The sequence below is a fragment of the Subsaxibacter sp. CAU 1640 genome (genome assembly GCF_023156585.1).
Lineage (GTDB): Bacteria > Bacteroidota > Bacteroidia > Flavobacteriales > Flavobacteriaceae > JBPOFM01.
The window spans coordinates 357,692-381,556 of the sequence record NZ_JALNMI010000004.1 but is presented as its reverse complement, the minus strand read 5'-3'; the positions used below and the strand labels follow the sequence as shown (position 1 = coordinate 381,556).

The 23,865-nt window shown below is 36.3% G+C and carries 25 protein-coding genes; 15 read left to right on the top strand and 10 right to left on the bottom strand.

What is annotated here, in order from left to right; all coding sequences use genetic code 11:
* The first annotated feature begins 76 nt into the window (after positions 1-76).
* The 13 genes from M0G43_RS11710 to M0G43_RS11650 all read left to right on the top strand — a co-directional run bounded on the left by M0G43_RS11710 (position 77) and on the right by M0G43_RS11650 (position 10,596).
* A complete protein-coding gene (locus M0G43_RS11710) occupies positions 77-538 on the top strand; it encodes a nuclear transport factor 2 family protein (protein ID WP_248026702.1) in 462 nt (153 codons plus the stop codon).
* A 409-nt stretch (positions 539-947) separates the two neighbouring features.
* Positions 948-1,895, top strand: coding sequence for a hypothetical protein (locus M0G43_RS11705; protein WP_248026700.1), 948 nt, complete (start codon positions 948-950; stop codon positions 1,893-1,895).
* Positions 1,896-2,136: 241 nt separating this feature from the next.
* Positions 2,137-2,634, top strand: a complete 498-nt coding sequence (locus M0G43_RS11700) for a hypothetical protein (RefSeq protein WP_248026699.1) — start codon at positions 2,137-2,139, stop codon at positions 2,632-2,634.
* A gap of 148 nt (positions 2,635-2,782) precedes the next feature.
* Positions 2,783-3,610: a helix-turn-helix domain-containing protein gene (locus M0G43_RS11695; protein ID WP_248026698.1), complete on the top strand. Its 828-nt coding sequence runs from the start codon at positions 2,783-2,785 to the stop codon at positions 3,608-3,610.
* A gap of 137 nt (positions 3,611-3,747) precedes the next feature.
* Entirely contained in the window at positions 3,748-4,128 is a 381-nt protein-coding gene (locus tag M0G43_RS11690) for a VOC family protein (protein WP_248026855.1), read from the top strand.
* 153 nt (positions 4,129-4,281) lie between these two features.
* Positions 4,282-4,734, top strand: coding sequence for a hypothetical protein (locus M0G43_RS11685; RefSeq protein ID WP_248026697.1), 453 nt, complete (start codon positions 4,282-4,284; stop codon positions 4,732-4,734).
* 192 nt (positions 4,735-4,926) lie between these two features.
* Positions 4,927-5,409, top strand: a complete 483-nt coding sequence (locus M0G43_RS11680; RefSeq protein WP_248026696.1) for a hypothetical protein — start codon at positions 4,927-4,929, stop codon at positions 5,407-5,409.
* Positions 5,410-5,569: 160 nt separating this feature from the next.
* Positions 5,570-6,616, top strand: a complete 1,047-nt coding sequence (locus M0G43_RS11675) for a hypothetical protein (RefSeq protein ID WP_248026695.1) — start codon at positions 5,570-5,572, stop codon at positions 6,614-6,616.
* A gap of 181 nt (positions 6,617-6,797) precedes the next feature.
* On the top strand, positions 6,798-7,271 hold the full coding sequence (locus M0G43_RS11670; protein ID WP_248026694.1) for a hypothetical protein: 474 nt from the start codon (positions 6,798-6,800) through the stop codon (positions 7,269-7,271).
* A gap of 328 nt (positions 7,272-7,599) precedes the next feature.
* On the top strand, positions 7,600-8,271 hold the full coding sequence (locus M0G43_RS11665) for a hypothetical protein (protein WP_248026693.1): 672 nt from the start codon (positions 7,600-7,602) through the stop codon (positions 8,269-8,271).
* Between the two features lie 165 nt (positions 8,272-8,436).
* On the top strand, positions 8,437-9,201 hold the full coding sequence (locus M0G43_RS11660) for a DUF6090 family protein (protein WP_248026691.1): 765 nt from the start codon (positions 8,437-8,439) through the stop codon (positions 9,199-9,201).
* 138 nt (positions 9,202-9,339) lie between these two features.
* On the top strand, positions 9,340-9,933 hold the full coding sequence (locus M0G43_RS11655) for a hypothetical protein (protein WP_248026690.1): 594 nt from the start codon (positions 9,340-9,342) through the stop codon (positions 9,931-9,933).
* Between the two features lie 204 nt (positions 9,934-10,137).
* A complete protein-coding gene (locus M0G43_RS11650; protein WP_248026689.1) occupies positions 10,138-10,596 on the top strand; it encodes a hypothetical protein in 459 nt (152 codons plus the stop codon).
* A gap of 195 nt (positions 10,597-10,791) precedes the next feature.
* Here M0G43_RS11650 and M0G43_RS11645 read toward each other — a convergent pair whose 3' ends face one another.
* The 3 genes from M0G43_RS11645 to smpB form a co-directional block, all read right to left on the bottom strand.
* A complete protein-coding gene (locus M0G43_RS11645) occupies positions 10,792-11,091 on the bottom strand; it encodes a hypothetical protein (RefSeq protein WP_248026688.1) in 300 nt (99 codons plus the stop codon).
* Between the two features lie 134 nt (positions 11,092-11,225).
* Positions 11,226-13,691, bottom strand: a complete 2,466-nt coding sequence (locus tag M0G43_RS11640; RefSeq protein WP_248026687.1) for a DUF5686 and carboxypeptidase regulatory-like domain-containing protein — start codon at positions 13,689-13,691, stop codon at positions 11,226-11,228.
* A gap of 108 nt (positions 13,692-13,799) precedes the next feature.
* On the bottom strand, positions 13,800-14,258 hold the full coding sequence (gene smpB / locus M0G43_RS11635; RefSeq protein ID WP_248026686.1) for an SsrA-binding protein SmpB: 459 nt from the start codon (positions 14,256-14,258) through the stop codon (positions 13,800-13,802).
* A 92-nt stretch (positions 14,259-14,350) separates the two neighbouring features.
* Between smpB and M0G43_RS11630 the strand changes: the two genes are divergently transcribed.
* Positions 14,351-15,091: a DUF6503 family protein gene (locus tag M0G43_RS11630; protein ID WP_248026685.1), complete on the top strand. Its 741-nt coding sequence runs from the start codon at positions 14,351-14,353 to the stop codon at positions 15,089-15,091.
* Here M0G43_RS11630 and M0G43_RS11625 read toward each other — a convergent pair.
* The 4 genes from M0G43_RS11625 to clpB all read right to left on the bottom strand — a co-directional run bounded on the left by M0G43_RS11625 (position 15,084) and on the right by clpB (position 20,020).
* The gene (locus M0G43_RS11625; RefSeq protein ID WP_248026684.1) at positions 15,084-15,605 is read right to left on the bottom strand and encodes a phosphoglycerate mutase family protein; all 522 of its coding nucleotides are present in this window, start codon (positions 15,603-15,605) and stop codon (positions 15,084-15,086) included. The genes M0G43_RS11630 and M0G43_RS11625 overlap by 8 nt on opposite strands.
* A gap of 29 nt (positions 15,606-15,634) precedes the next feature.
* A complete protein-coding gene (gene deoD / locus M0G43_RS11620; protein ID WP_248026682.1) occupies positions 15,635-16,333 on the bottom strand; it encodes a purine-nucleoside phosphorylase in 699 nt (232 codons plus the stop codon).
* Positions 16,334-16,366: 33 nt separating this feature from the next.
* The gene (deoC, locus tag M0G43_RS11615) at positions 16,367-17,029 is read right to left on the bottom strand and encodes a deoxyribose-phosphate aldolase (protein ID WP_248026681.1); all 663 of its coding nucleotides are present in this window, start codon (positions 17,027-17,029) and stop codon (positions 16,367-16,369) included.
* A 381-nt stretch (positions 17,030-17,410) separates the two neighbouring features.
* Positions 17,411-20,020, bottom strand: a complete 2,610-nt coding sequence (gene clpB / locus M0G43_RS11610) for an ATP-dependent chaperone ClpB (RefSeq protein ID WP_248026680.1) — start codon at positions 20,018-20,020, stop codon at positions 17,411-17,413.
* A 211-nt stretch (positions 20,021-20,231) separates the two neighbouring features.
* Here clpB and ytxJ point away from each other — a divergent pair, with 211 nt between their 5' ends.
* The gene (gene ytxJ, locus M0G43_RS11605; RefSeq protein WP_248026679.1) at positions 20,232-20,627 is read left to right on the top strand and encodes a bacillithiol system redox-active protein YtxJ; all 396 of its coding nucleotides are present in this window, start codon (positions 20,232-20,234) and stop codon (positions 20,625-20,627) included.
* Between the two features lie 121 nt (positions 20,628-20,748).
* Here the strand turns inward: ytxJ and M0G43_RS11600 are convergent, their stop codons facing one another.
* The 3 genes from M0G43_RS11600 to fahA all read right to left on the bottom strand — a co-directional run bounded on the left by M0G43_RS11600 (position 20,749) and on the right by fahA (position 23,672).
* A complete protein-coding gene (locus M0G43_RS11600) occupies positions 20,749-20,889 on the bottom strand; it encodes a DUF5679 domain-containing protein (RefSeq protein WP_262917175.1) in 141 nt (46 codons plus the stop codon).
* A gap of 134 nt (positions 20,890-21,023) precedes the next feature.
* Positions 21,024-22,205: a hypothetical protein gene (locus M0G43_RS11595; RefSeq protein ID WP_248026677.1), complete on the bottom strand. Its 1,182-nt coding sequence runs from the start codon at positions 22,203-22,205 to the stop codon at positions 21,024-21,026.
* A gap of 171 nt (positions 22,206-22,376) precedes the next feature.
* Entirely contained in the window at positions 22,377-23,672 is a 1,296-nt protein-coding gene (fahA, locus tag M0G43_RS11590; protein WP_248026676.1) for a fumarylacetoacetase, read from the bottom strand.
* Between the last annotated feature and the right edge of the window lie 193 nt (positions 23,673-23,865).

Here is a 23,865-nt window from a genome sequence, read left to right as displayed (position 1 = left end):
TCTGCTTTTTTCGTGTCAATTTCTATCCAGATGCTTCCAAAAAAATTCCCTAACTTTAAATGATCAAATATGAATCATGAAAAAGCCGTTCATCTTTAGCATCTTATCACTTATCATAGTGTTGACATCTACTAAGCTATTTAGCCAAGCGCTAGACATTGAAAACATCAAATCAGAAATAAAGGTGGCGGCCTTGATGGAACAAGAGGCATTTAAAAAAGGAGACTGCGAGCAAGTTTTGAGCCTAATGGCTGCAGACATTACCTTTCTTGCCAATGGCAATAAAGTGCCCTCAAAAGAAGTGGTTATGAAATTTTGCAACGCCATACCGAGACCTTTTAAAACCCCAACGTCAGATACATTGGAAATCTATCCACTGACCGAAACGTCTGGATACACTATCAGAAAATTAGAATATCCTAAAGATGATGCCACCAACATCCGGGAGTTCGTCACAAAAATATGGGTGAAGACAGATGGTGAATGGAAAATAACACACTTGCATTCCACCTTAAAGGAAACGCCATCATCTAAATAGGTATTTCTGAAAGTCTTTATAGTACTAAAAGCAGACAAATGCCTGCTTTTTTTGATATCAAATCGATGATTAAAAGTGTCTTTTAAATTCATCAGTATCGATGAAATGCATTATTTTAGGATTAAATGCAAAATAATTCGATAAAAAGTTGTTTTTTAATTTTTTCCTTTCTAATATTACATCGTCAATTGACACCAAGCTTCTCAATCGCGAGGAGAGTGTAAGGGCCAAAAGACTGCATAAGGTACCTTTTAAGTTTACAATTACATTACGAGACATTTCTCGGGAGCAAAACATTTGCCCAACCCGATACAATACTCCTACGCACTGCTTTCAACTACCTAGTCAGGACTATGCAGTGTACGTGACACGTGGGATCCTAACCCCAAGTCTAGACTACAACCATTTTATGATTACAAATAATGCGAATCAACAAGATTCAACAAACGGACAAGTCGAGTCTCAAAACACCGACACCAATTTTGAGGCAATGAAAGAAGGATTTAACAGCACTAACCAAGCTGCAACAGATGCTATGGCAGAACAAACGCCTGCGTCTCAACCCACGGAGGAACCCGAGAAGGTTGCTGTGAAGCGACCGGCGAATAGGACGGGTGAGGAGGCTAAAAAACCTGTAAAGAGTACAAAGAAGGATAGAAGTATGGCTGCTACGGTAGAAAACGGAAGAAAGTTTAACGCAAACATCGCGACGTTTGTTCCTGAATGGTTGTCTAATAATACCTTAATAGTGTTGGCTAGCCTACAGGCTATTGTAGCACTTGCGGGAGAGCTAGTGGCTGCGGTAAATGATAAGTTGGTGATGCATGGTAACATTTTGAAGGATCGGTTTATGCTTTATGATGATATTGAGGCATTGGGAACTAGAGTATTGAATGAACTGAAGGCTAGTGGTGCGCCATGGACTACTATAGTACGTGCGGACCATTATGTGAAGAAGCTGCGAGGGGAACGTATTATTGCGATAGACCCTAATGAGGAGAATGCTAACCACATAAGCGCTTGCCAAACGACGTTTGTGAACAAGTTGGAACACTTTAACGGTTTGATTACGCTTGTTTCTACTGTGGAGAGTTATGACCCGATAGTTGCTGATTTGCAATTGGCAGCTTTAAAGGGACGTGCGACACAAATGGCAAGTGCCAACGAAAGTGTTGATGTGAGCCAAGCGGAATTGACTGCTACCAGACGTGAGCGTAACAAGTGTTTTAATGAGGAAACTGTAGGATTGGTAGACCGTTACCAGACGGCTAAAGCCTCGGCAAAGGCTGTGTATGGTGTGAAAAGTGCCGAGTTTAAGTCTATAAAAGGCTTGGAGTTTAGAAGGATTGAGGAGTAAATAGCCTCTCTAGCTCCTCCAAAGGGGGAGGATAAAATTAAACCACAGATTCTATAACAGGAGTTTGTGGTTTTTTTTTGATTTAATATTTGGGGTGTTTGTTGAAGACGTAAAGCTTTGGCATTTTACTGAATAACAAAAGACAAAAAAGCATAGGAAAAAGTATCGATATCCCGACACCACATCCATTAAATGATTATTTTAGTGATGATATAACGAGTTGTGCACAAGTTGACAAAAAATGAAACTGACTGAATTAATTCTACTTTTATTAATATCCGAATTGAGTTATGGACAAGAAAAATATGTCGGAATTTATAAAAGTCATTTTTCAGAAAGTATTGAATTAAAAACTGACTCTACTTTTATACATAAATGGCGGTTTGACCTTTCTTCAAGTTGGACAACTGGAAAGTGGAAAGTTAAAAAAGACACAATCTATCTGACAACTGAACTTATAATGGACACTTTGTCTATTCGTAATTCTGCCAATAAAATAATTAAAGATTCATTGGTTTTGTCTTCTGACTTAAAACCTAAACGAATTGAATCAAATGAACATATAATTTCTCAAATATCAAGCGGAGGACAAAACAGAGAAAAGTCACCTAAAAGACTACTTTGGAAAAAAAATAAACTTTATCGAATTAAAGAAAATGGAACTCTGGACTTGAGAAAAGTAAAGCAATTTTCGACTAATAAAAAATATAAAACTTACTTCAGAAAAGAAACTGAATGAATAAAAACCAGTGCACAACAATGTATAACCGCAATTACGGCGGATTCGACTACGTCCGAATCCACTCGGAATTGCTAACGTCAGTACTAAACCGAATATTAACGCATATAAACCCGTAACTGACGGTTATACGAACCCGTTGTGCATAATGCGAAAAAACGCAGTGAATGAACTAAAAACCATAAGAGAATATTACAGACCGATTCAACCGACAGTTTCGGTTAACGACAACGAAATAAGTTACCAAGAAATCAAACCAAATAAAGAAATTGAGAATTTCATTTACTGCTTTTGGCAACTCAAAACACAGAAATCTTTAAAAAACGATTACAATTACCGAGTGGTTTCTGACGGTTGTATCGACATATTCTTCGAGCATAAACGACCGACTGAAAATTTTGTGATGGGATTTTGCCGAAAGTTCGTCCAATTCCCCATTGGAAAAGAGTTTGATTATATCGGCATTCGGTTTTTACCTTCTGCTTTTACACATTTGTTTGGAGTTAATGCGAATACATTAAGCAATCAATCTCAAGAACTGGACAAAATTTTGCCCAACTTTTCAGAGTGGATTAATTCAAAAATCAAACCAGCGGAATCATTTGAAAATATCACACAAATCCTGAATGAAAAAATAATCGAATTTTCAAAAAACCAAAGTATTAAATACGACCACCGTTTTTTGGATTCGTTAAACCTGATTTTTCAAAAGAATGGATTTTTGGACACGGAAAAAGACCTTCATACAGGATTAAGTCCAAGACAACTTCGCAGAATTTTCAACTTTTATATCGGTACAACTCCAAAATCGTTTAGTAATGTTGTGCGTTTTCAGTATATTTTGAATTCAAAACCCTCAAAACAAAGCTTTAAAGAAAACAAACTGTACTTTGATGTTGGATTTTTTGACCAAGCCCATTTCATTAAAAACTTCAAAACATTTTACGGTGTAACACCTTCCGAAGCCTTCCGTTAATTTTGTCCGATTTTTACAATGCCTCGGCTTTTTGTCAGCCTAAATTTGTAGCAACAAAATCATCGACAATGAAAGCATTATTATTAACCGTATTTGTTCTGACTGTAGGTTGGACAAATGCACAAACAACAAACAAGATGAAACTTAACGCAGGAATAATTACCGAAAAATTGCAGGAAACCAAGAAATTCTATACAGAAGTTTTGGGCTTTAGAGTCAGCTTTGAAAACGAATTTTATCTATTACTTCACACACCTGACCAATCGGCAGAAATCAGTTTTTTACAACCGAATCACCCAAGTCAAAAACCCATTTTCCAATCGAAATTTAACGGAAAGGGAGTGTATTTAACTATTGAAGTTGAAAATGTAGATGAAGTTTATAAACAGCTAAAAGATAAAGGAATACAAATGGAAATCGAAATCCGAGATGAACCTTGGGGCGACAGACATTTCGCAATCAAAGACCCAAACGGAATTGGAATTGATATAGTGACTTATACAAAACCCGAAGAATAAAGCACTATGCACAACATTGTATAAACGCAATAGCGGGTTAAGTGCCAAATCGAAAGTTATTTCGTAAATTTAACGTTAATTATAAACCAAAAAGTTCGGCTTCAAAATCCGCTACTGCGTTTATACGAAACCGTTGTACACAATTAAAGAAAATTGACACTTCAGAAAAGAGACATATTAATATATAACGGAATTGAAATCCCGATTTGGGATGACATCCTCTATGAATATTTTAAAAGATATCCTGAAAGAGTAACTAGAACACCTTTTATGATTACTTCTTTATGGAGAGGTTATTTTGCTGAATTTGAAATATCAGAAAAAAACGAATTATATATTATTTCTCTAAACAGGTATATCGGAATTAATAAGAAATCATCTGAACTCTACATTCCAGAAAGTGTTTTAGACAAAGCGTTCCCAAAAACAAAAAAATGCGATTTCTTTTCTGGTTTTATAAGAATTGACAATAATTATACTGATATAGAAAATGTGGAATTTAAGGTGTTAGAATTTGACAATGGTAATCTGATTAAAGAACATATTTTGACTAAACCAGAATTAGAAGAACTTAAAAATAAAAAAACTGTGTACAACAATGTATAACCGCAATTTATTTCATCCGTTCGCTTTGCTCGGGTAGGCGGATGAGACTAACTTTTGACTGCTCTCAATGCAGGTTTGTAAGGGCTTTGAAAACCACAGATTCTGTAACAGGAGTTTGTGGTTTTTTTTTGATTTAATATTTTACTAAATAACAAAAGACAAAAAAGCATAGGAAAAAGTATCGATATCCCGATGCTACATCCATTAAATGATTATTTTAGTGTTGATATAACGAGTTGGCAACAAGTTAAAATGACATTACTCAAAAATAAATATGTAACTATTTCAATCCTTGTTGGCGGAATCTTAAATGCTATCATCGGTGGATTTCTGATTTACTCCTCTTTTCAAGGACATTCAAGTTTTGGGCTTGTTGCTGGAGCGATAATTCCTTTAGCGGCACTGTCTTTTTATGGAGATGGATATTCGAAATATAAAAATTCCGAGATTACAAATGACCTTTTAAAAAAGATTTTTAAACCGACTACAAAAATTGCTTATACCGTTGTTATATTAATGATTCTTTTAATGATTTTTATTGGATTTACGGAAAATCAATTCCCTACATTAGATTTAGAGCATTTGTACTTTTTCTTAATAATATTAATGATTTTTGCAGTCCCTAATTTGGTTCTACAAATCGGGTATTTTTATTATTTGAAGAAGAAAATTTAAAGAAAAACCAGTTGCCAACAACGTATATAAAAAATTGCTATTTTAGTGCTAAACCGATGGAGGTTGCTTGTTTTGCTACTTCTGATTTTCCTACGGAAAATCCTCGCATACAAAACCGCAACTTTCCATATACAAACCGTTGTGCGTCATTAAAACCGAAATGCTAAAAAGAATAATTCAGAATATTATTGGAGAAGACAATAAAAAGCCTAAAGCTGTTCAATGCTTATGGTATTCGGATGTTAATTACTTAGCATTGGATGTAGAGCTAGTTTTTAAAACTAATAGTGGATATGAAAAGAAAAGAGTAACTACTCTAAATTATATGGATTTTGAAAGCCAGAAAGAATTAAGCGAAGAAGCTAAAAGAATTGGAAAAACTTTAGCTGAAAAATATAACGCAGAATTTTACTTCCCATCGCCTGATGAATGGTCAAGAGATTGTCCTGATTGGTGGAAATCGAAGACAGCTTTTAAATGTGAAGATTGTGGAATACCAATTATACAAACTGACAGTAAATACCTTCCTAAAGAGGTTTGTTATCCTTGTCATTTAACTAGAGAACACAACGAGCGAATTAAAAAAGCTCTTCCATATGATGATGGAGTATCAATGTACTTACATAAAAATGGAGAATATAAAAAACTAGGTTACGCATCAAATTTTGAGAGTTTTACAATTTCATCTTTTATAAAGCATAAAATATCGAGTGAAGAATTAAATAGTCCAATTAGTATAATAACACTAAACAAAAGGGATATTGAAAATTTAATTCAAGAGTTAGAAAATATAATTGATGGCAAATTAAATAACTACGAAAAGCCTATAAAAGAGAAAAGGCTTTCTAAACTTAATGCAATTAGAACTATAAATTACAAATCAATCGAATATGAATTCAAAGGTTTTAATAATGAGACATTGGATTTAATTTCTGCTTTTAATAAAGCTCAAGAAGCTTTAAATGGAGATTTTGAGTACAAGATATTTTTTAAGAAAGGATTTACTCATAGAGATGATTCTGTTCTTAGGTTTGTGAATTATGTCAATAAAGGCGAAACAAACATTTCGAATGTAATTAAGAGATATAATAATATCTTGTCTCTTCTAGAAATAGAATCAACAATAACAAAATTGATTGAAATCGAATGTTTAACTAGAAATCAAGACAATATCTTTATAACGGAAAAAGGAAAAGGTATTGTTTAAAAATAACGAACGCACAACAATGGCTATAAGTAATTGCTTGTTCTCGCCTACTTCTGAAAATCCTCGCGGATTTTGCTTGCGCCAGTTCGCTGCGCTCGTGTCAGTTTGGTGTGTACTTGCAAAGTTTAGTGCTAAAACACGCAACTACTCATAGCCGAGACCGTTGGCGTGCATTTGAGAAATGAATAAAATCGCAAAAAGAATACTGATTTGGACATTTGCGATTATTGGAATCGGAATTGTTGGATATATAGGTTTTGTAGGCTACGTGATGTACACTTTTTCGAGTGGTTGTGGAATGGATGACGGACCTTTTGAGGCTGTTTTAATTGAGCCAATTAAAATTTCAGAATATGCACAAAAATTTGAATTGTCAGATAATGCGGAACTATTGATAGAAAACCGAACTGACTCACTTTCACCCATTTTGACTTTAAAAGAGAATGGAAAAGTAAAATGGACTTTGGATACAGATACTCGAAACACAAAAGGCTATGAATACACTCGAATTTGGAAATTAGACAAAATAAACATTACAAAAAAGACTGACCCAATTGAACTGGAATTCATCGGATTTTGGACTTACGGAGCGGAAACTGGATGGATGGAAATCGATCGAGAAGATGGCGAAAACAAGTTCTGTTTGAGTTGGTAACCGAATAAAAAAAACGACACGCAACAACGTGTATAGCTCATTGCGGTTATACTTGCTTTTTTTAAGTTCGCTGCGCTCGGGTAGGCGGATTCGACTGACTCTTGACTGCTCTCAACACAGGTTTGGAAGGGCATTGAAAACCACAGATTCTGTAATAGGAGTTTGTGGTTTTTTTTTTATTTAATATTTAGGGTGTTTATAAAGAAGCGAAGCTTTGGCATTTTACTGAATAACAAAAGACAAAAAAGCATAGGAAAAAGTATCGATATCTCGACGCTACATCCATTAAATGATTATTTTAGTGATGATATAACGAGTTGTACGTAATATGAGAAACGAACTAAAAATAATATTCATCTTACTATTTTCATTTGCGTTTACGAATGCAAATGCTACGAGACAATATCCAGATAAAATTATTATTGACGGAGAGGAATATTTTATCAGAAACAATCCTTTAGAACCGTATTTCGAAAAATATCCTGATAGAAAACCAAAAGCGACTATAATGTCAAGCGCACTCCACAGAGGATATGTTGCAACATTCAAACTAAAAAACAAAAAATTATATTTAGTTGATATAGAAATTTACAGCAGAAAAATGGATTCTGATAAAAGAATGGAAACAGAAATGGTTTCAGTCTTTAAAAAAGTATTTCCAGATGAGGATGAAATTTTGATAGATTTATACAGCGGAATTCTAATTGTATATTTGAATCAAGAGGAGCCTTATGATAGAACAAGCACACTTTTAATTGAATTCGAAAATGGAATTGAAAAAGAAAGACGAATATATGGATATGAAGAATATGTGGAATTTATGGATACGCAATTTGAACTTTATAAAATGACAGAAAAATATAAAAGCGAATTCATCAATTTAATGAAAGAGGACGAAGATGATGATAAATACTTTGAAAATAAACAAGAGAAAGAAAAATTCACAGAAAATTTAATTCGAACATATACACCAAACTTTACATCAAAATTTACAGAATAAAAATACTACGTACAACACCGTATATAAGCTATGGCTTGGTCTGTCCATACTTGGAAAATCCTGCGGATTTTCCAAAGCCAGTTTTTACCAGGAGAGGTTCGTGCCGAGACAGGCCACAGCTCATATACAAAAACGTTGTGCTTCATTATAACCAACCGCTAACCCATGATAAAATTCTTTAGAAAAATTAGACAAAAAACCCTGACTGAAAATAAGTTCGGAAAATATCTGACTTATGCAATCGGAGAAATAATTCTTGTTGTTATTGGAATTTTAATTGCGTTATCAATTAACAATTGGAATCAAAATTCTACTCGAAATAAATTAGAATTAGAAGCATTAATAAACTTAAAAGAAGATTTTGATTTTAATCTATCAGAATTACGTCGCATTGATAGTGTGAATACAAGAAATATTAAGTCTTGTTTAATTATACTTAACCACACAGGCAAGAGATATAGAGAAGATTTTATTGTAGAAAAATATTTAAGTGATGCTGCTGGATCTCCAGATTACGCAGCTAAAAACGGATTTTTAAATGATTTAGTCAGTTCAGGAAACCTTGGACTAATCAAAAATAATACTTTACGCAACCTTTTATCTTCATGGCCTACCCTATTAGACGAATTAACTTTAAGAGAATTAGCTTCTGAGAAATCTGATTTTGCATTGATTGATTTTATCATGAAAAATGGTAGTTGGTTGAAAGTTGATGAAGTCATTGGTTTCAATAATAGCTTAAATATAAAATTACCAAAATCTGGCTTTGACATTGACAATAAACAAATGCTAAAATTACCTGAATTTGAAAATAGAATAGAAAATCAAATAATATTTTTCAACATAGTAAAGGACAGATATAAAGAATGTATGGACCTTAACAAAGAAATTATTCAACTTTTGGATTCAGAAATTAAAGCGAAAAAATAACGAAAGCACAACAACGTGTATAATCCATGCTCACATTTTTCTTCAATTAAAATTCATATATTTAAACAACTGATTTGCATCGACTGAAAATCCTGTGGATTCTCTTTCGCACAAATCATACACAAAACCGTTTGTTTAATGTTTACTAAATTTAAATTATTGAGAAGCTTAATTCAATTTCTACCATTAATATTACTTTTTAATTGCTCAAATCCTTCTAATGACATATTTGTAGAAGAGTTTAATTGGCAATTATCACTGCCAAACGAACTAGTTAAAACTGAAATAAAGGAAATTGAAAAGAGTAAGGAAAAAGGAATTAAAACTATTGAGGAGGCCTATAATCAAAGGGTCATAATTACAGCGAAGAAATTATTTGATTATCAATATGAAAATCATAAATACAATAATATTTCAGCTCAATATAAAATTCTAGACTCAACAAAATCGTTTTTAAATGAATTTAAACGTGCTAGTGAAATAATGATGAATTCAGTCAAATATAAATTCCCAGATTTAGAAATTGAACCCAATTACTCAACCCAATTGATTGATGGTTTAGAATTTCAGCTATTTGAATTAAAATTACCTGGTGATGATGGCGTAACCACGACTTTCATTAATGTTAGTAATATATTTGATGACAAAATGTTAGATGTTTTAATTGTTTATCAAGATTCTTTGAAAGGAAAAAAGTTATTCAATGCAGTAGTAAAATCAACTTTTAATTAAAAACACAACACCGGCTTTAGTTCATTGCTTCTGACTTTGCCTGCGGCCAGTTCGCACTTCGTGCTCGTGTCCTCTCGGAAAGTCCTTGCAAATTTACTATCTTCGGTTTACGGCGGAAAATCCTCGCGGATTTTCACGCAACGAAATCGAAGATTCAGCGAAGCTAAACCATAGCCAAACTGTTAGCAAAAATATGACCAACCAATGAAAATATCAAAAACCTTTATACTGTTACTTCTGATTTTAAGTTGTTCTAATACAGAACTAAAAAAATTGAAAGCAGATTTTAATTCTTTAAAAATTGAAAATGATAGTTTAAAAAACTTCATTAAGGATAAATATATTTTTGACCATGCTCAAGTTCGAATCATCCCATCGTTAAAAAACTCAAAAGAAATTGGGCCTGAATTCTATGGTGAAATAGTCATAGTTGGATTTAATCAATCTGATTATACTCTTTTCGGTGGTCAAATCAATCTTAAAGATTTTAAACTTGAAAATGCTGACACGATAATTAATAAATCAGGAGGATATAAATTTGAAGTAAGTAAAATAAAAAATGACACAGTAAACTTTCATATAAGAACCGATACGAAAAATGGAGGCAAGAACTTTGATGATATTTGGTCATATCCTTACAATAATTTATGGGAATTATATTAAATGATCGAGAAGAACTCCTAAAAAAAATGAACTTCAACAAGTTTTTGTTGATTGAGCCAATTGAGATTTTTAAATTATAAAAAGTCGAGAATAATAGAAGGGCAAAAATAAATACGATTGCTAACAACGCGTATAAGTTATGTCAAGTTAAATACTTCTTCTGAAAGTCCACACAAAGACTTTTTCAACAAATTTTTAATTTACAGATAACCCTTCCGCATCTTCGGGTAAGGCTACCGATTTTACGTGTAATGCTTTGGCGTGTACAGATAATGCTTCGGAATGTTTGGGTAACGCATCGTAGACTTCGGGTAATTCGTCGGAATGTTCGGGTAACGCATCGGCGTGTTCTGATAATTCGTCGGAGACTTCGAGTAACGCGTCGGCGTGTTCAGATAATGCTTCGGAATGTTCGGGTAACGCGTCGGAGACTTCGGGTAATGCGTCGGATTGTTCGGGTAATGCGTCGGCGTGAATTAATTGCTTTACTATCAATGGTTTGAAAAATAGATATCGACCGTATTTAAGTGCTGTATTTTGGTTTTATGAAAGCACATTCGTGAATTAGTGGCTATGTTTCAGCAATCTTAAATCAACAATCACTCATCATTAATCGTCAATCATTAATTTCAGAAGAATTTAATCCCAAACACCCACGCATCATTCACAAATCCGCCCATATAGCTGCGCACATAGTCCACACGCAAAAAGCGGAACTTGCCCCAACCTATGTTGTCAATCCCCACCGTGTATTCTTGGTATGGCTTCGTATCGGGCGTGGCGAGTGCGTGCGCACCCACAATCAAATTAAAGTTGAGCTTGTTGATAAGCGGCAGTTTGCCAAGAAGAAAGCCGTTAAAATCGTGCTCCGTGTGCAGCTCGACATAGGCATCATTGGTGCTCAACGCATAATAAGGCAAATTATTAAAGACATCTAGGTAAGTACCCGTGCCAAAATGCGTCTGGTTGCCGTTAAAGTGGTGATAATCCATAAAGGCAATGTCATCAGCGCCAAAAAACTTACCAGCTTTGAGGTTATAATTAAAGCGTCCCTTGTCCTTGATGCTAAATCCCTGCGCCACACGTAGCTTTACCTGGTCAAAGTTGTAGTCAGAATTGCTCGCTGCAAAACCTTTTTCGTAACCCACGTAAAGGGTAGGGTAATCATCATCAGGAATGTTGAACTTACCATCGGGATAACTGAAATAATCTTGCCCAAAGCGGATGCTGGCATTGACATCGAGCTTCACAATGTTGTGCGTCTCAAACGGTGCCACACCATACGCCGTCGCATCCAGCGGATTGTTGCTGGTATAGTCTCTATCATCCTGCGGATACCAAGCCTGGTCGGTGGTATTGAAAAGCGCCTTCCTGCGGTTATAGCTCAAAGTGGAGCTCAACCTAAAACCGTTGAACAACTCTTCGGCATAGGACACCTGCGCAAAACTGCGGTCGTAGAGTTTCATAAAATTCTCCTCTGCAAACAAAGAAAACGACGTGTTGATGGGCCTGCTGATGGGCTCACTGGCATTAAACTGCGCCGTGGTGACACCACCCGAAACCGAGAGATACGCGCGGCTGGTATTGTTGAATTTATAGGTGGCACCCACCGTACCACGCAAGCGGTCATCGTTAAAACCGTAGTTGACCGAACCGCCTATAGACAGATAGCGCTTGAATTTGTCGTAGTTTTTACGGTAGTAGCCGCCCACATCGGCATTCCAGCCCTGCACGGTGTTAAAAGTGAGCGTCGTCAAAGGGGAGGAGATGCCCCAACTATATTCTTTATAGGTATTGCTGTAATTATAGCCGCCCAAAAGATCACCAAACTTAAACTTGTTGTTCACGGCATCTACCGAGTCTTTGTAGGTCTTCGACTCGCGCACAATCTGGATGCTATCTTTCTTTACGTAATCATTGATTTCTTCGGATGTCAATGGCACAGGGCGAATGGTTTTCCAATAGAGAGAATCTTTCTTGTTCGCCTCATCGGCAAAAGAGAGTATTTCTCGCCCGAAATCTTTTTTGGTCAAAGGTGTGTTGAACACATAATTGCTGTACACGTAGGTAAACCTACCGTCGCCCTTAATACCGAAAATGCCGTATTTAAAGTCGATGGTTTGAGAGATTTTTGCCCAAACACCAGCACTCTCCGAAAAAGAAAAGTCCTGCTGAATCTGGATAAAATCGGCCGCCGGAATACGCGCTTGGATGCCTGTCATTTCGAGTTCGAGCGCATAGATGGTCCATTGGTCTTCCACAATATAGATAAATCCAGAGTACACAGGATCGTTCTCACGACGTGGCGTGACTTTGATTTTGTTGATGAGATGGCCTTTGTCATCGTAAAAAACGCCTTCCAACTTATAACGATAGTAGCCAAAAGCGTTGTTGGCGATGGGTGAAATCATCTGGCTGCCCAGCTCTATGGTATTTTCGTAGAAATTATAATCGACATCCACAGCCGTGTTGAAACTAAAACCGCTATCATCGCCAGCGACCTTGCTCGCGGTAATTTTTTCTTTCAACTTATCCGGACGCAAGAACTCAATTTTAGAAATGGTTTCCGACAGATAGATGATACCGCTTCGCGTAGAATCGAGTCCGCCGCCAAGATCGCCAATTTCCTGCCCCAAGATTTTTTCAGGAGCGTCCTTAATGCGAATCAAGCCGCGTGAGTAGAAATCGGCTTTGTATGAATTGATTTTTTCGAGGTTTTCCTTCCGATGTTCAATCGCTTGACGGATGATCTTATCCGCAGGATTCTCATCAGAATTAATCACCACTTCATTGAGTGAAATCTCTTCCTCAACAAGCTGCACATCAAGTGTATATGGCAGTTGATCAATGCTGATGTTTTTCTTTAAGGTCTTATATCCTAAATACTGAAATACAATACGATAGTCTCCAGTGGAAGTAATGTTCAACACATAGTTACCAGCCTCGTTGGTAGTGGTTCCGGTGAAGGTGTTTTCGATATAAATATTCACCGAAGGGAGTGGTTTGTTGTTGATATCTGTGATGGTACCTTTCACTTGTGAAAAGGCAATTATCGACATAAAAAATAGGAGCGTAGTCAGTAGAGTTTTCGTCATAGTGTGATGGTTCTGTTAGTATAGACGCACATTTCAGGAGAAAGGTTGCCTATTGAAATTCAAACATAACCAATAAAATGGGTTGGTGCTGTTAGCGAAATCCTAAAATTACTTGTAGATCTTTTTGATACGGTCGAGATTGCGCTTATTGTCGCGGTCTTTGATGGTCTCACGCTTATCGTAGAGTTTTTTCCCTTTCGCAAGAGCGATTTCAAGCTTGGCGTAGCCCTTTTCATTGATAAACAATCGCAACGGAATGATGGCATTCCCTTTAATGTTCACCTCTTTTTGAAGTGATTTGAGTTCTCGTTTGTTAAGAAGCAGTTTGCGTTCCGCCTTCGGAAGATGATTGTAGTGCGTTCCAAAAGCATACTCCTCAATCGTCATATTGATAACGAACAACTCGCCAGCATCATTAAACTCACAAAAACTCTCGGCAATCGATGCCTTACTGCTACGGATGGATTTAATTTCAGTACCAGTCAGCACAATACCAGCCGTGTATTTGTCTAGAATTTCGTAGGCAAATCGCGCTTTCTTGTTGAGTATGTTGATGTTTTTTTGCATGGAGGGCAAAGGTAAATAATTTAAGATAACTTTTTAAACGATACAGTAAAGTAATTGGTAGTTTTGTAAGACACCCACTAACGCACTATGCTATGAAATATCTATCGTTTTGTTTGATTGCTTTGATGTTGTTCAATTGTAAATCTGAAGAAAAGAAATTAATTGATGCTGATGAGGTCATTCAAAAAGCCATCAACGCTTCAGGAGTCAAGAAATTGGACAACGCCGTACTCTCTTTTGACTTTAGAGATAAGCATTACATCGCTGCCAGAACCCAAGGAAAATTTCAATTGCAGCGACAGTTTAAACAAGGTGATAGTTTGATTCACGATTATTTGGGCAATAAAGGATTTGAACGCTACATCAATGATAGCCTTGTCGCTGTCGCAGATTCGATGGCGACAAAGTACTCGGCTTCGGTCAATTCGGTGCATTATTTTGCGGTGTTGCCTTCTGGTTTGGATGGCAAAGCGGTTAATAAAATTTATTTGGGAGAAGCAACCATCATGGATAAAAATTATTATAAGATTCAGGTAACGTTTGATGAAAATGGAGGAGGAGAGGACTTTGAAGATGTGTTTATCTATTGGGTGAATCAGAAAACCTTCAACATTGATTATTTGGCGTATTCCTATAATGAAGATGATGGGAAAGGACTTCGATTTAGAGAAGCTTATAATGAACGCTATATCGACGGTGTACGATTTGTGGATTACAACAATTACAAACCGACAACCGACAATACACGTCTGGAAAATTTAGATGATTTGTTCCAAAAGAATCAATTGGAACTCCTTTCAAAAATAGAATTGAAAAACGTGAGTTTTAATTGATGTTCAGTACAGTATCAGTGACCTTTCCGTCAACAATCGTAACGATGTACAGATTACCGTAATTATCTTCACTCATATTTTCGTACTTCTTATAACCGATGATGGCATTTGCAAATACAGGAGTGGTGTTGCTGTGACCAACAATTAGAATATTCTTTCCTTTGGTTTCCTTCAAAAAGGCATCCACCTCCTGAATGATTTTAGGAAATTCGTATGATGTGATGTAAAGTTTATTCTTTTTTAGAGCAGGTGCTGCTGTTTCGTTGGTGCGATGATAATCGGTAGAATAAATGGCATCAAATTTTACATTGCCAAGAATTGTGCTCCAGTTGACAGCTCTGTCAAGACCTTCTTTCGACAAATGAGGATTTTTATCTGCACTGTTGCTTTGATCTTTTTCAGCGTGACGAATAAAGTAGTAGGTGGTGACTTCTGAATTTTTATTAAGTGCGATATTTTGAGAAAAGGTAGTGAAGGAAGTTATAAGTGTTAGCACTAAAATTAATTGTTTCATCTGAATACGTGTTTTTTGTTTGTTATGGATTAAGCCAATTCGAGGGCAATTTCAATCATCTCTTTAAAAGTCGTTTCACGTTCTTTGGAAGAGGTTCTTTCACCAGTCACCAAAGAATCTGAAATGGTCAGGATACTCAAGGCATTGACATTATGTTTCGCTGCCACAGTATACAATCCGGCTGTCTCCATTTCGACACAAAGCACACCAAATTTGCTCCATTTTTTGTAAGATTCAAAATCATCTGCGTAAAACTCATCCGAAGTAAAGACATTTCCAGCTTTCAGTGGAATGTTCTTTGCATTTGCAGCTTCAACCGCTTTTTGAAGCAATCCGAAGTTGGCCGTAGGAGCATAGTCAGCACCACCAAAACGCAATTCATTCACACCAGAATTGGACGAAGCAGCCATTGCTAGAACAATATCTCGAATCTCAACGTGCTTTTGATAAGAGCCAGCGCTTCCCACACGAATGAGGTTTTTAACACCATATTCATTGATAAGTTCGTGTGCGTAAATAGAGATGCTAGGCACGCCCATTCCTGTTCCCATTGTAGAAATACGTTTGCCGTTATACGTGCCGGTATAGCCAAACATATTTCTTACTTTATTGAAACAAACAGGATTTTCCAGGAAAGTTTCAGCAATCCATTTGGCTCTTAAAGGGTCGCCGGGTAGCAGAATGGTTTCAGCAATGTCGCCTTTTTTGGCTTCGATGTGTACGCTCATATGATGACATTAATCATCATCAAAGATACGCATTTAATAATCTTGGGTGGACAATTCTCCAGAAAGTATAGCAATACCAGACGAGGTTCCAATTCTGTTGGCACCGGCGTCGATGTATTTAACCGCAGTTTCAAAGTCTTGAATACCGCCTGAAGCTTTAATTTTGGCACTGTTGCGAACTGTTTTGCGGATGATTTTAACGGCAGTAAGAGTTGCTCCGCCTTTAGAAAAACCGGTAGAGGTCTTGATAAAATCTACGTTAGCATCCATACAGATTTCGCACGCCTTGATGATTTCGTTTTTAGAAAGTTCGCTGATTTCAAGAATGACTTTCAAAGGAATTTTTCCGATTGCAGATTTGACATCAGAAATATCTTTGAACACAGCCACGTGGTTCTTGCTTTTCAAATAGCCAATATTGATAACCATATCAATTTCGTCAGCACCATCATTAACTGCCTGTTTTGCTTCGGCAACTTTAGCTTGCGTTGATGCGCTTCCAAGAGGAAAGCCTACCGTTGCGCATACTTTTACAGAAGATTTGGATACCAGTTGTTTGGCCAACGGAACGTAGCAACTACTTATACAAACAGAATAGAACTGATTTTGCTTGGCTTCGTTGCACAAGTTGATGATATCTCGTTCGGTGGTAGTGGGTTTTAAGGCCGTGTGGTCTATATAGCTATTAATTTTCATTTAATTATAGGTTAAGTGGTAGCAAAACTACGATAAACGGTTTATTTTAGAAAGAAACAAAAGGTTTTTTAGATGAACGGTAACATCATTATTTTGTTGTAAATTTTAAACAATTTAGTTTGAGGAGTTTAATCTCTTCAAATAATTGGGCTAAAGATAATCTCGCTCTATTTTAATTACGAGCGATAACGGTCAAAAGATTGATTCAATTCAAAAATTAGAAAATGTTTAACATTTTTAACTGCTATCGTCTGACTTCAGCACAAAAAAAAGAACAGCACTCCTTTCTCTCGAAAATCATGCTGCCCTTCACTAACCAACCAAATTATTATGAAAAAACTACTAAACTACCAAGCCTTGGTTAAGGGGCTGGGTTTTATATTATTGCTGTTCATCAACCAAGAGTTCTTGATTTCTGAACACCAATTTATCGTCAAATGAATCCAACAGAATGATGCTATCCGTCTTTATATTGCCAGAAAGCAATTCTTTACTTAATTCATTTAATACTTCTTTCTGGATCACTCGTTTTACGGGACGTGCACCATATTCGGGATTGTAACCTTTGGCTGCAAGATATTCCGTGGCTTCTGCCGTTGCATCAAATGTGATGCCTTGTTTTGCCAGCATTTTGGTTAATCCTTTCAACTGTAATCCAACAATCTCTGTGATATCCTTTTTAGTTAAAGGCGTAAACATTACAATATCATCGATACGGTTTAAAAATTCTGGTCTTACACTTTGTTTCAAAAGTCCTAGAACATCAACCTTTGCAGCTTCCATAGCGGTTTCGATATCTTTTGTTGCTTCAAATCGCTCTTGAATCAAATGACTTCCCATATTGGAGGTCATGATGATAATTGCGTTTTTAAAGTCTGCCAATCGTCCTTTGTTATCTGTCAAACGTCCTTCATCCAAAACTTGCAACAAAATGTTGAAAGTATCAGGATGCGCCTTTTCTATTTCATCCAATAGAATAACGGAATACGGCTTTCTCCTCACGGCTTCCGTCAATTGTCCGCCTTCGTCATAACCAACATATCCTGGAGGCGCACCAACCAATCTGCTCACCGCGTGACGTTCTTGATATTCACTCATATCAATACGTGTCATCGCATTTTCATCGTCAAATAAGTATTCAGCCAAGGCTTTTGCCAATTCAGTTTTACCAACACCTGTAGTTCCGAGGAACAGGAATGTTCCAATTGGTTTTTGAGCGTTTTGTAAACCGGCTCTACTTCGTCTTACAGCATCACTGACTGCTTGAATGGCTTCTTCTTGACCAACAACACGTTTATGCAATTCATTTTCAAGATTCAGAAGCTTATCTCTATCACTCTGAAGCATTTTGGTTACTGGAATGCCAGTCCATTTGGCGACCACTTCGGCAATATCTTCATACGTTACTTCCTCTTTTATCAAGGAGTTTCCTGATTGGGTTTCTTGCAATTCTTTTTGCAAAGCATCCAACTTTTCTTGGGCTTCCTTGATTTTACCGTATCGGATTTCGGCTACTTTTCCATAATCACCATCACGTTCGGCACGTTCTGCTTCAAGTTTAAAGTTTTCAATGTCAGATTTGGTATTCTGAATATTGTCCACCACATCTTTTTCAGTTTTCCATTTGGCGAAAATTTCAGCTCTGTCTTCTTTCAAATTTGCCAACTCATTGCGAAGCGTTTTCAACTTTGCTTCGTCTTTTTCTCGCTTAATGGCTTCAATCTCAATTTCCAACTGCATAATCTTTCTATCCAAAACATCCAGTTCCTCTGGCTTGGAATTGATCTCCATACGAAGTTTGGACGCGGCTTCATCCATCAAATCAATAGCCTTATCCGGAAGAAAACGATTTGTGATGTAGCGTTCTGACAATTCCACCGCACCTATAATCGCTTCGTCCTTGATGCGAACCTTATGATGTGTTTCGTATTTTTCCTTGATACCTCTCAAAATCGAGATGGCACTTTCGGTATCTGGCTCGTCTACCATTACTTTTTGAAAACGACGCTCCAATGCTTTGTCTTTTTCGAAATACTTTTGGTATTCATCAAGAGTTGTGGCACCAATAGCTCGCAACTCACCTCGAGCCAAAGCTGGTTTTAAGATGTTCGCAGCGTCCATAGCACCTTGACCACCACCAGCACCAACAAGTGTGTGGATTTCGTCAATGAACAAGACGATATCGCCTTCGCTGGAAGTCACTTCTTTGATGACAGCTTTTAAGCGCTCTTCAAACTCACCTTTATATTTGGCGCCAGCAATCAAAGCTCCCATATCGAGGGCGTAAATCTGTTTGTCCTTTAGATTTTCAGGAACGTCACCATCTACGATACGATGTGCCAAACCTTCTGCAATAGCGGTTTTACCAGTACCAGGTTCACCAACTAAAATCGGATTGTTTTTGGTACGACGCGACAAGATTTGCAAGATTCTACGGATTTCCTCATCACGACCGATGACTGGGTCTAGCTTGCCATCTTTTGCCAATTGATTTAAATTCTTGGCATACTTGCTCAAGCTGTTATAGGTTTCCTCTTGACTTTGAGACGTCACGCGGTCACCTTGACGAAGCTCATCAATTGCTGCTTGTAATGCTTTTTCTGTGACACCTTGGTCTTTCAGCATTTGAGCAATTTTGCTGTTTGATTTAAAAATTGCCAAAATCAAATGTTCGATTGATACGTAATCATCTTTTAGTTTTTTAGCTATGATAGAAGCTTCATTTAAGGTTTTATTGGCCTCACGTGAAAGCATTATATCACCACCAGAAACTTTAGAAAAACTTTCCAATTGTTTATCCAAAGCTTGCTCAAGCGTCACAACATTGACGTTAAGTTTTTTCAAAAGAAACGGTAACACATTCTCATCCACTTCAAAAATAGCCTTGAAGATGTGCTCATTTTCTATTTGCTGGTTGCCAAGACTCTGCGCCAGTTGTTGCGCTTGCTGTATGGCTTCCTGTGATTTTATAGTATAATTATTAAAGTTCATATGTTAATTTTGTTCTTTATGTTTTAATTTACATTCAGAATGAGGCAACAATCTTACCATTTGAATTCACAAGACAAAATGTCGCTTAATTGTAGAAATAACGTGACGTTTCGTCACTTTGTAAGTTTAGAAAGTTGTTTCGACTGATGACATAAAGTTACTGAAAAGTACATTGCTTTTCAGTTAAGAGAATGATAAAAGAACTATAATTATGGGATTTTTTGATATGCTATTTGGTGGCTCACCAGCCGAAAAAGTACAGACTGAAAATATACCTTGGATAGATTTGAATGATATAGCACAATTGGACAAAATTGTTGAACAATCTAAAACCAGACCACAATTGATTTTTAAACATTCCACACGTTGCGGAATTAGCCGAATGGTCATTTCACACTTTAAGAAAGATTATAAACTTTCTGAAGATGAGGCAGATTTATATTATTTGGATTTGTTGAGTCATCGTGATATTTCAAATACCATAGCCGAGCAATTTAAAGTGATACATGAATCACCGCAATTAATAGTCATAAAGAGTGGGGAAGTGGTTACTCACGCAAGCCATGGAAGTATCAATGATTTGGAGTTATCTAAAGTAGCCGGCTGATAAAAAAGTTAGGAAGTTGGAGAATATCTCTATGCATCATTAGTATTAAAATAGAATCATAGGATAAAAAAACTCCCAATGGGAAATTGGGAGTTTCAATCTTTCAAAAAAGGAAGGAAAATTATTTCCCCATGATTCTGAACATGCCAGTACCGCAAGTTGGGCATTCGCCTTTCATCGCTTTTCTACCATTTTTCATTGTGGTTTCTTTAGCGTTTTTCATTTCTTTTTTTGATTTACATTTTACACAGTATGCTTCCATGTTTAAGTTTTTAAGGTTCGTGATGGATAAAAGTAAGTTTTCTGCACATAACTAACAAACGGAAAACCATAATTTGATAAAAAATTTTAAAGGATATAAAAAAAACTCCCTAATAAATAGAGAGTTTTTAATTCTTAAGCTCTTATTCTATAAGAACCAATAATATGTTTCAGTTTTGATTTTAGGTCTTCACCAGTATCATAAACCATTTGGGCATCTGATGGGAAGAAAATATGTCTTCCGTTCAACAGGTCCAATTCATTTCTATCCAGCGCTCTTTTATCCCCTCGAACAGTTGCATATCTGTTTTCAAATATGAATTGGCTATCTATAGCAAACGCATCTAGCGTTTGATTGTGTTTTAAGTCGATGTACACAACATTTCCAATCACTTGGGTCGATTTGAATTGATTGAATTCAAAATATCGTGCTTTTACATTTATGATATTATCAACTTTGATGTCATTTCCTAAACTGTCTTTCGCCACATTTCCATCTTCATCCAATAAATATTTCCACCCATCAACAATTCGTTTTTCTTTTAACAATTGTTTTTCGTGCAATTCATCTGCTGAAATATTGATGCGTTTCAACTGTAATTGCATTGCATAATCATAATCAATTTCATTATCAAAGTTAGCGTGATATACTGTCCAAAATTGGTTAAGGCCATAGGTGTCAAAGTTCAACAAATCGTCTTCAAGACGCTGTGGAATGATTTGATTTGTTTGATTTTCAATCGTTACAATCACGAAATCCCTTCCCAATTGATATGCTTCTTCCATCAAACTTCTGGTATCTTCATAATTAGGATAAATTCGTTCGATGTACCTAAAAATTTCATAAGACTCTCTAATATCAAATTTATTATCAGAATCCAATAAGGCCAAGCCTTTTTTATACATATAATCTGCAAGATTATTTCTTGAGGCTATGATGTCATTACTATAATCTCTAAACTTCAGATTAAGAACTTTTCCGCCAATTTGCAAAGGCAAAACTGGTTTGATGGCTTCTTGTCTGGCGTTCATATCTAAATAACGCTCATAAATAGCTTTGAAATTTTCTGGGTTACCATCTTTTTTAAGGTGATTGATGGTATTCAGGTCACGGTCAACGGCTTTGTAATACGCATCTTCCAACATAATGACAAAATCTTGTTTACGGGCTTTGTCTTTGTTGTTTTCAAGTTTCCTTAAAGCATCTTCAATAGCTAGGTCGTAGTTTCCAGAGTGAAGTGCTTTCTCAATTTGCTTTTTACTGCTGCAAGATGCAAGCAGTAGTGCAAGTGCTGCGAAGAGTAATTTTGCTTTCATAATTCTGGATTTAATTGGTTTATAATAATCAGAATCCAAAAGGTGTGCCAATTTTGAATTTAGCTTGAAGTTTGAAGCTGGACGATGGAAATTAGATTGTCGAATAGAAATAAAAAAGCACGAAAAACATTTAAATTCTTCGTGCTTTAATCTTCAGGCTTTAAGCTTTAACTATTTTTTCTTCTTTTTCTGATTGTAAACTGGAAGTAGTTGCGTTGATACTTCACCAAAACCGATGCGTGTGCCATCTTTCTCACAATGTCCTCGCATAATCACAGTATCGTAATCATTGATGAATTTACGTTCAGTGCCATCTTTCATCTTTAAGGGTTTTTCGCCTCTCCAGGTCAGCTCTAGCATAGAACCATAGGAATCTTCTGTCGGACCAGAAATGGTGCCGCTGCCCATCATATCCCCAGAATTGACTGGGCAGCCATTCACAGTATGATGCGCCAATTGTTGAGACATATTCCAATACATATATTTGAAGTTGGATTTGCTTACGATGGTTTCTTTGGCATCTTTAGGTCTAATGGCAACCTCAAGGTTAATATCATAACTTTTTTTACCTTTTGATTGCAAGTAAGGCAACACTGGTTTCAATGGTTTAGGGCTCTCCACTTTAAAAGGTTCTAAAGCATCGAGCGTTACAATCCAAGGAGACATAGATGATGCAAAGTTTTTTGCAAGAAATGGTCCAAGTGGCACGTATTCCCATTTTTGAATATCACGAGCTGACCAATCATTGAATAATACCAGACCAAAAATGTATTCTTCGGCTTCGTTAACTGGTATTGGCTCACCCAAATCATTGGCATCTGTTGTGATAAATGCCATCTCCAATTCAAAATCGATTAATTTTGAAGGACCAAACACAGGTTCTTCAGCACCATCAGCTATGGTTTGTCCTTGTGGTCTGTGAACAGGAATTCCAGAAGGGATGATAGACGAGCTTCTTCCGTGATAGCCTACTGGAATGTGAAGCCAGTTTGGCATCAAGGCATTGTCTTTTCCGCGAAACATCGTACCAACATTTGTGGCGTGTTCCAAACTTGAATAAAAATCTGTGTAATCACCAATCTGTACAGGCAATTGCATCTCTATTTCATCAAGACGAAAGCAAACGATTTCTTTATGTTTGGTGTTATTTTTTAATGTTGTGTTGTTGCTATCAAAAATTTCAGCAATTCTATTTCTAACGGCTCTCCAGGTTTTTCTCCCATCTGCAATGAAATCATTCAAAGTGTCTTGTAAGAAAATATCATCAGTCAGTGGAATACCATCAAAATAGCCCAATTGATGTAAGGCGCCAAGGTCTATTGCTGTGTCACCTATTCGGGTTCCGATGGTTATGATGTCATCACGCGTTAAAAACACCCCAAAAGGAATGTTCTGAATAGGAAAATCTGAATTTTTCCCAACGTGAAGCCACGATGTTCTATCTGGATTGTTAGCTGATAAAGGCATAAGTGTTGTTGTTGAGTTGTTTGTTAAATGTAGTCAAACCTACATAATATTTTTAATTTAAACCTAAAAAAAACCTTAAAATCTGCGTCTTTTTGAACATCGTTTGAATACAAATGTTGACAAACTAAAAAATCAAATTATAATGCATTTGACTGACGGTTTTCTTATTTTTGAAAAAATTTTAATTCTACAC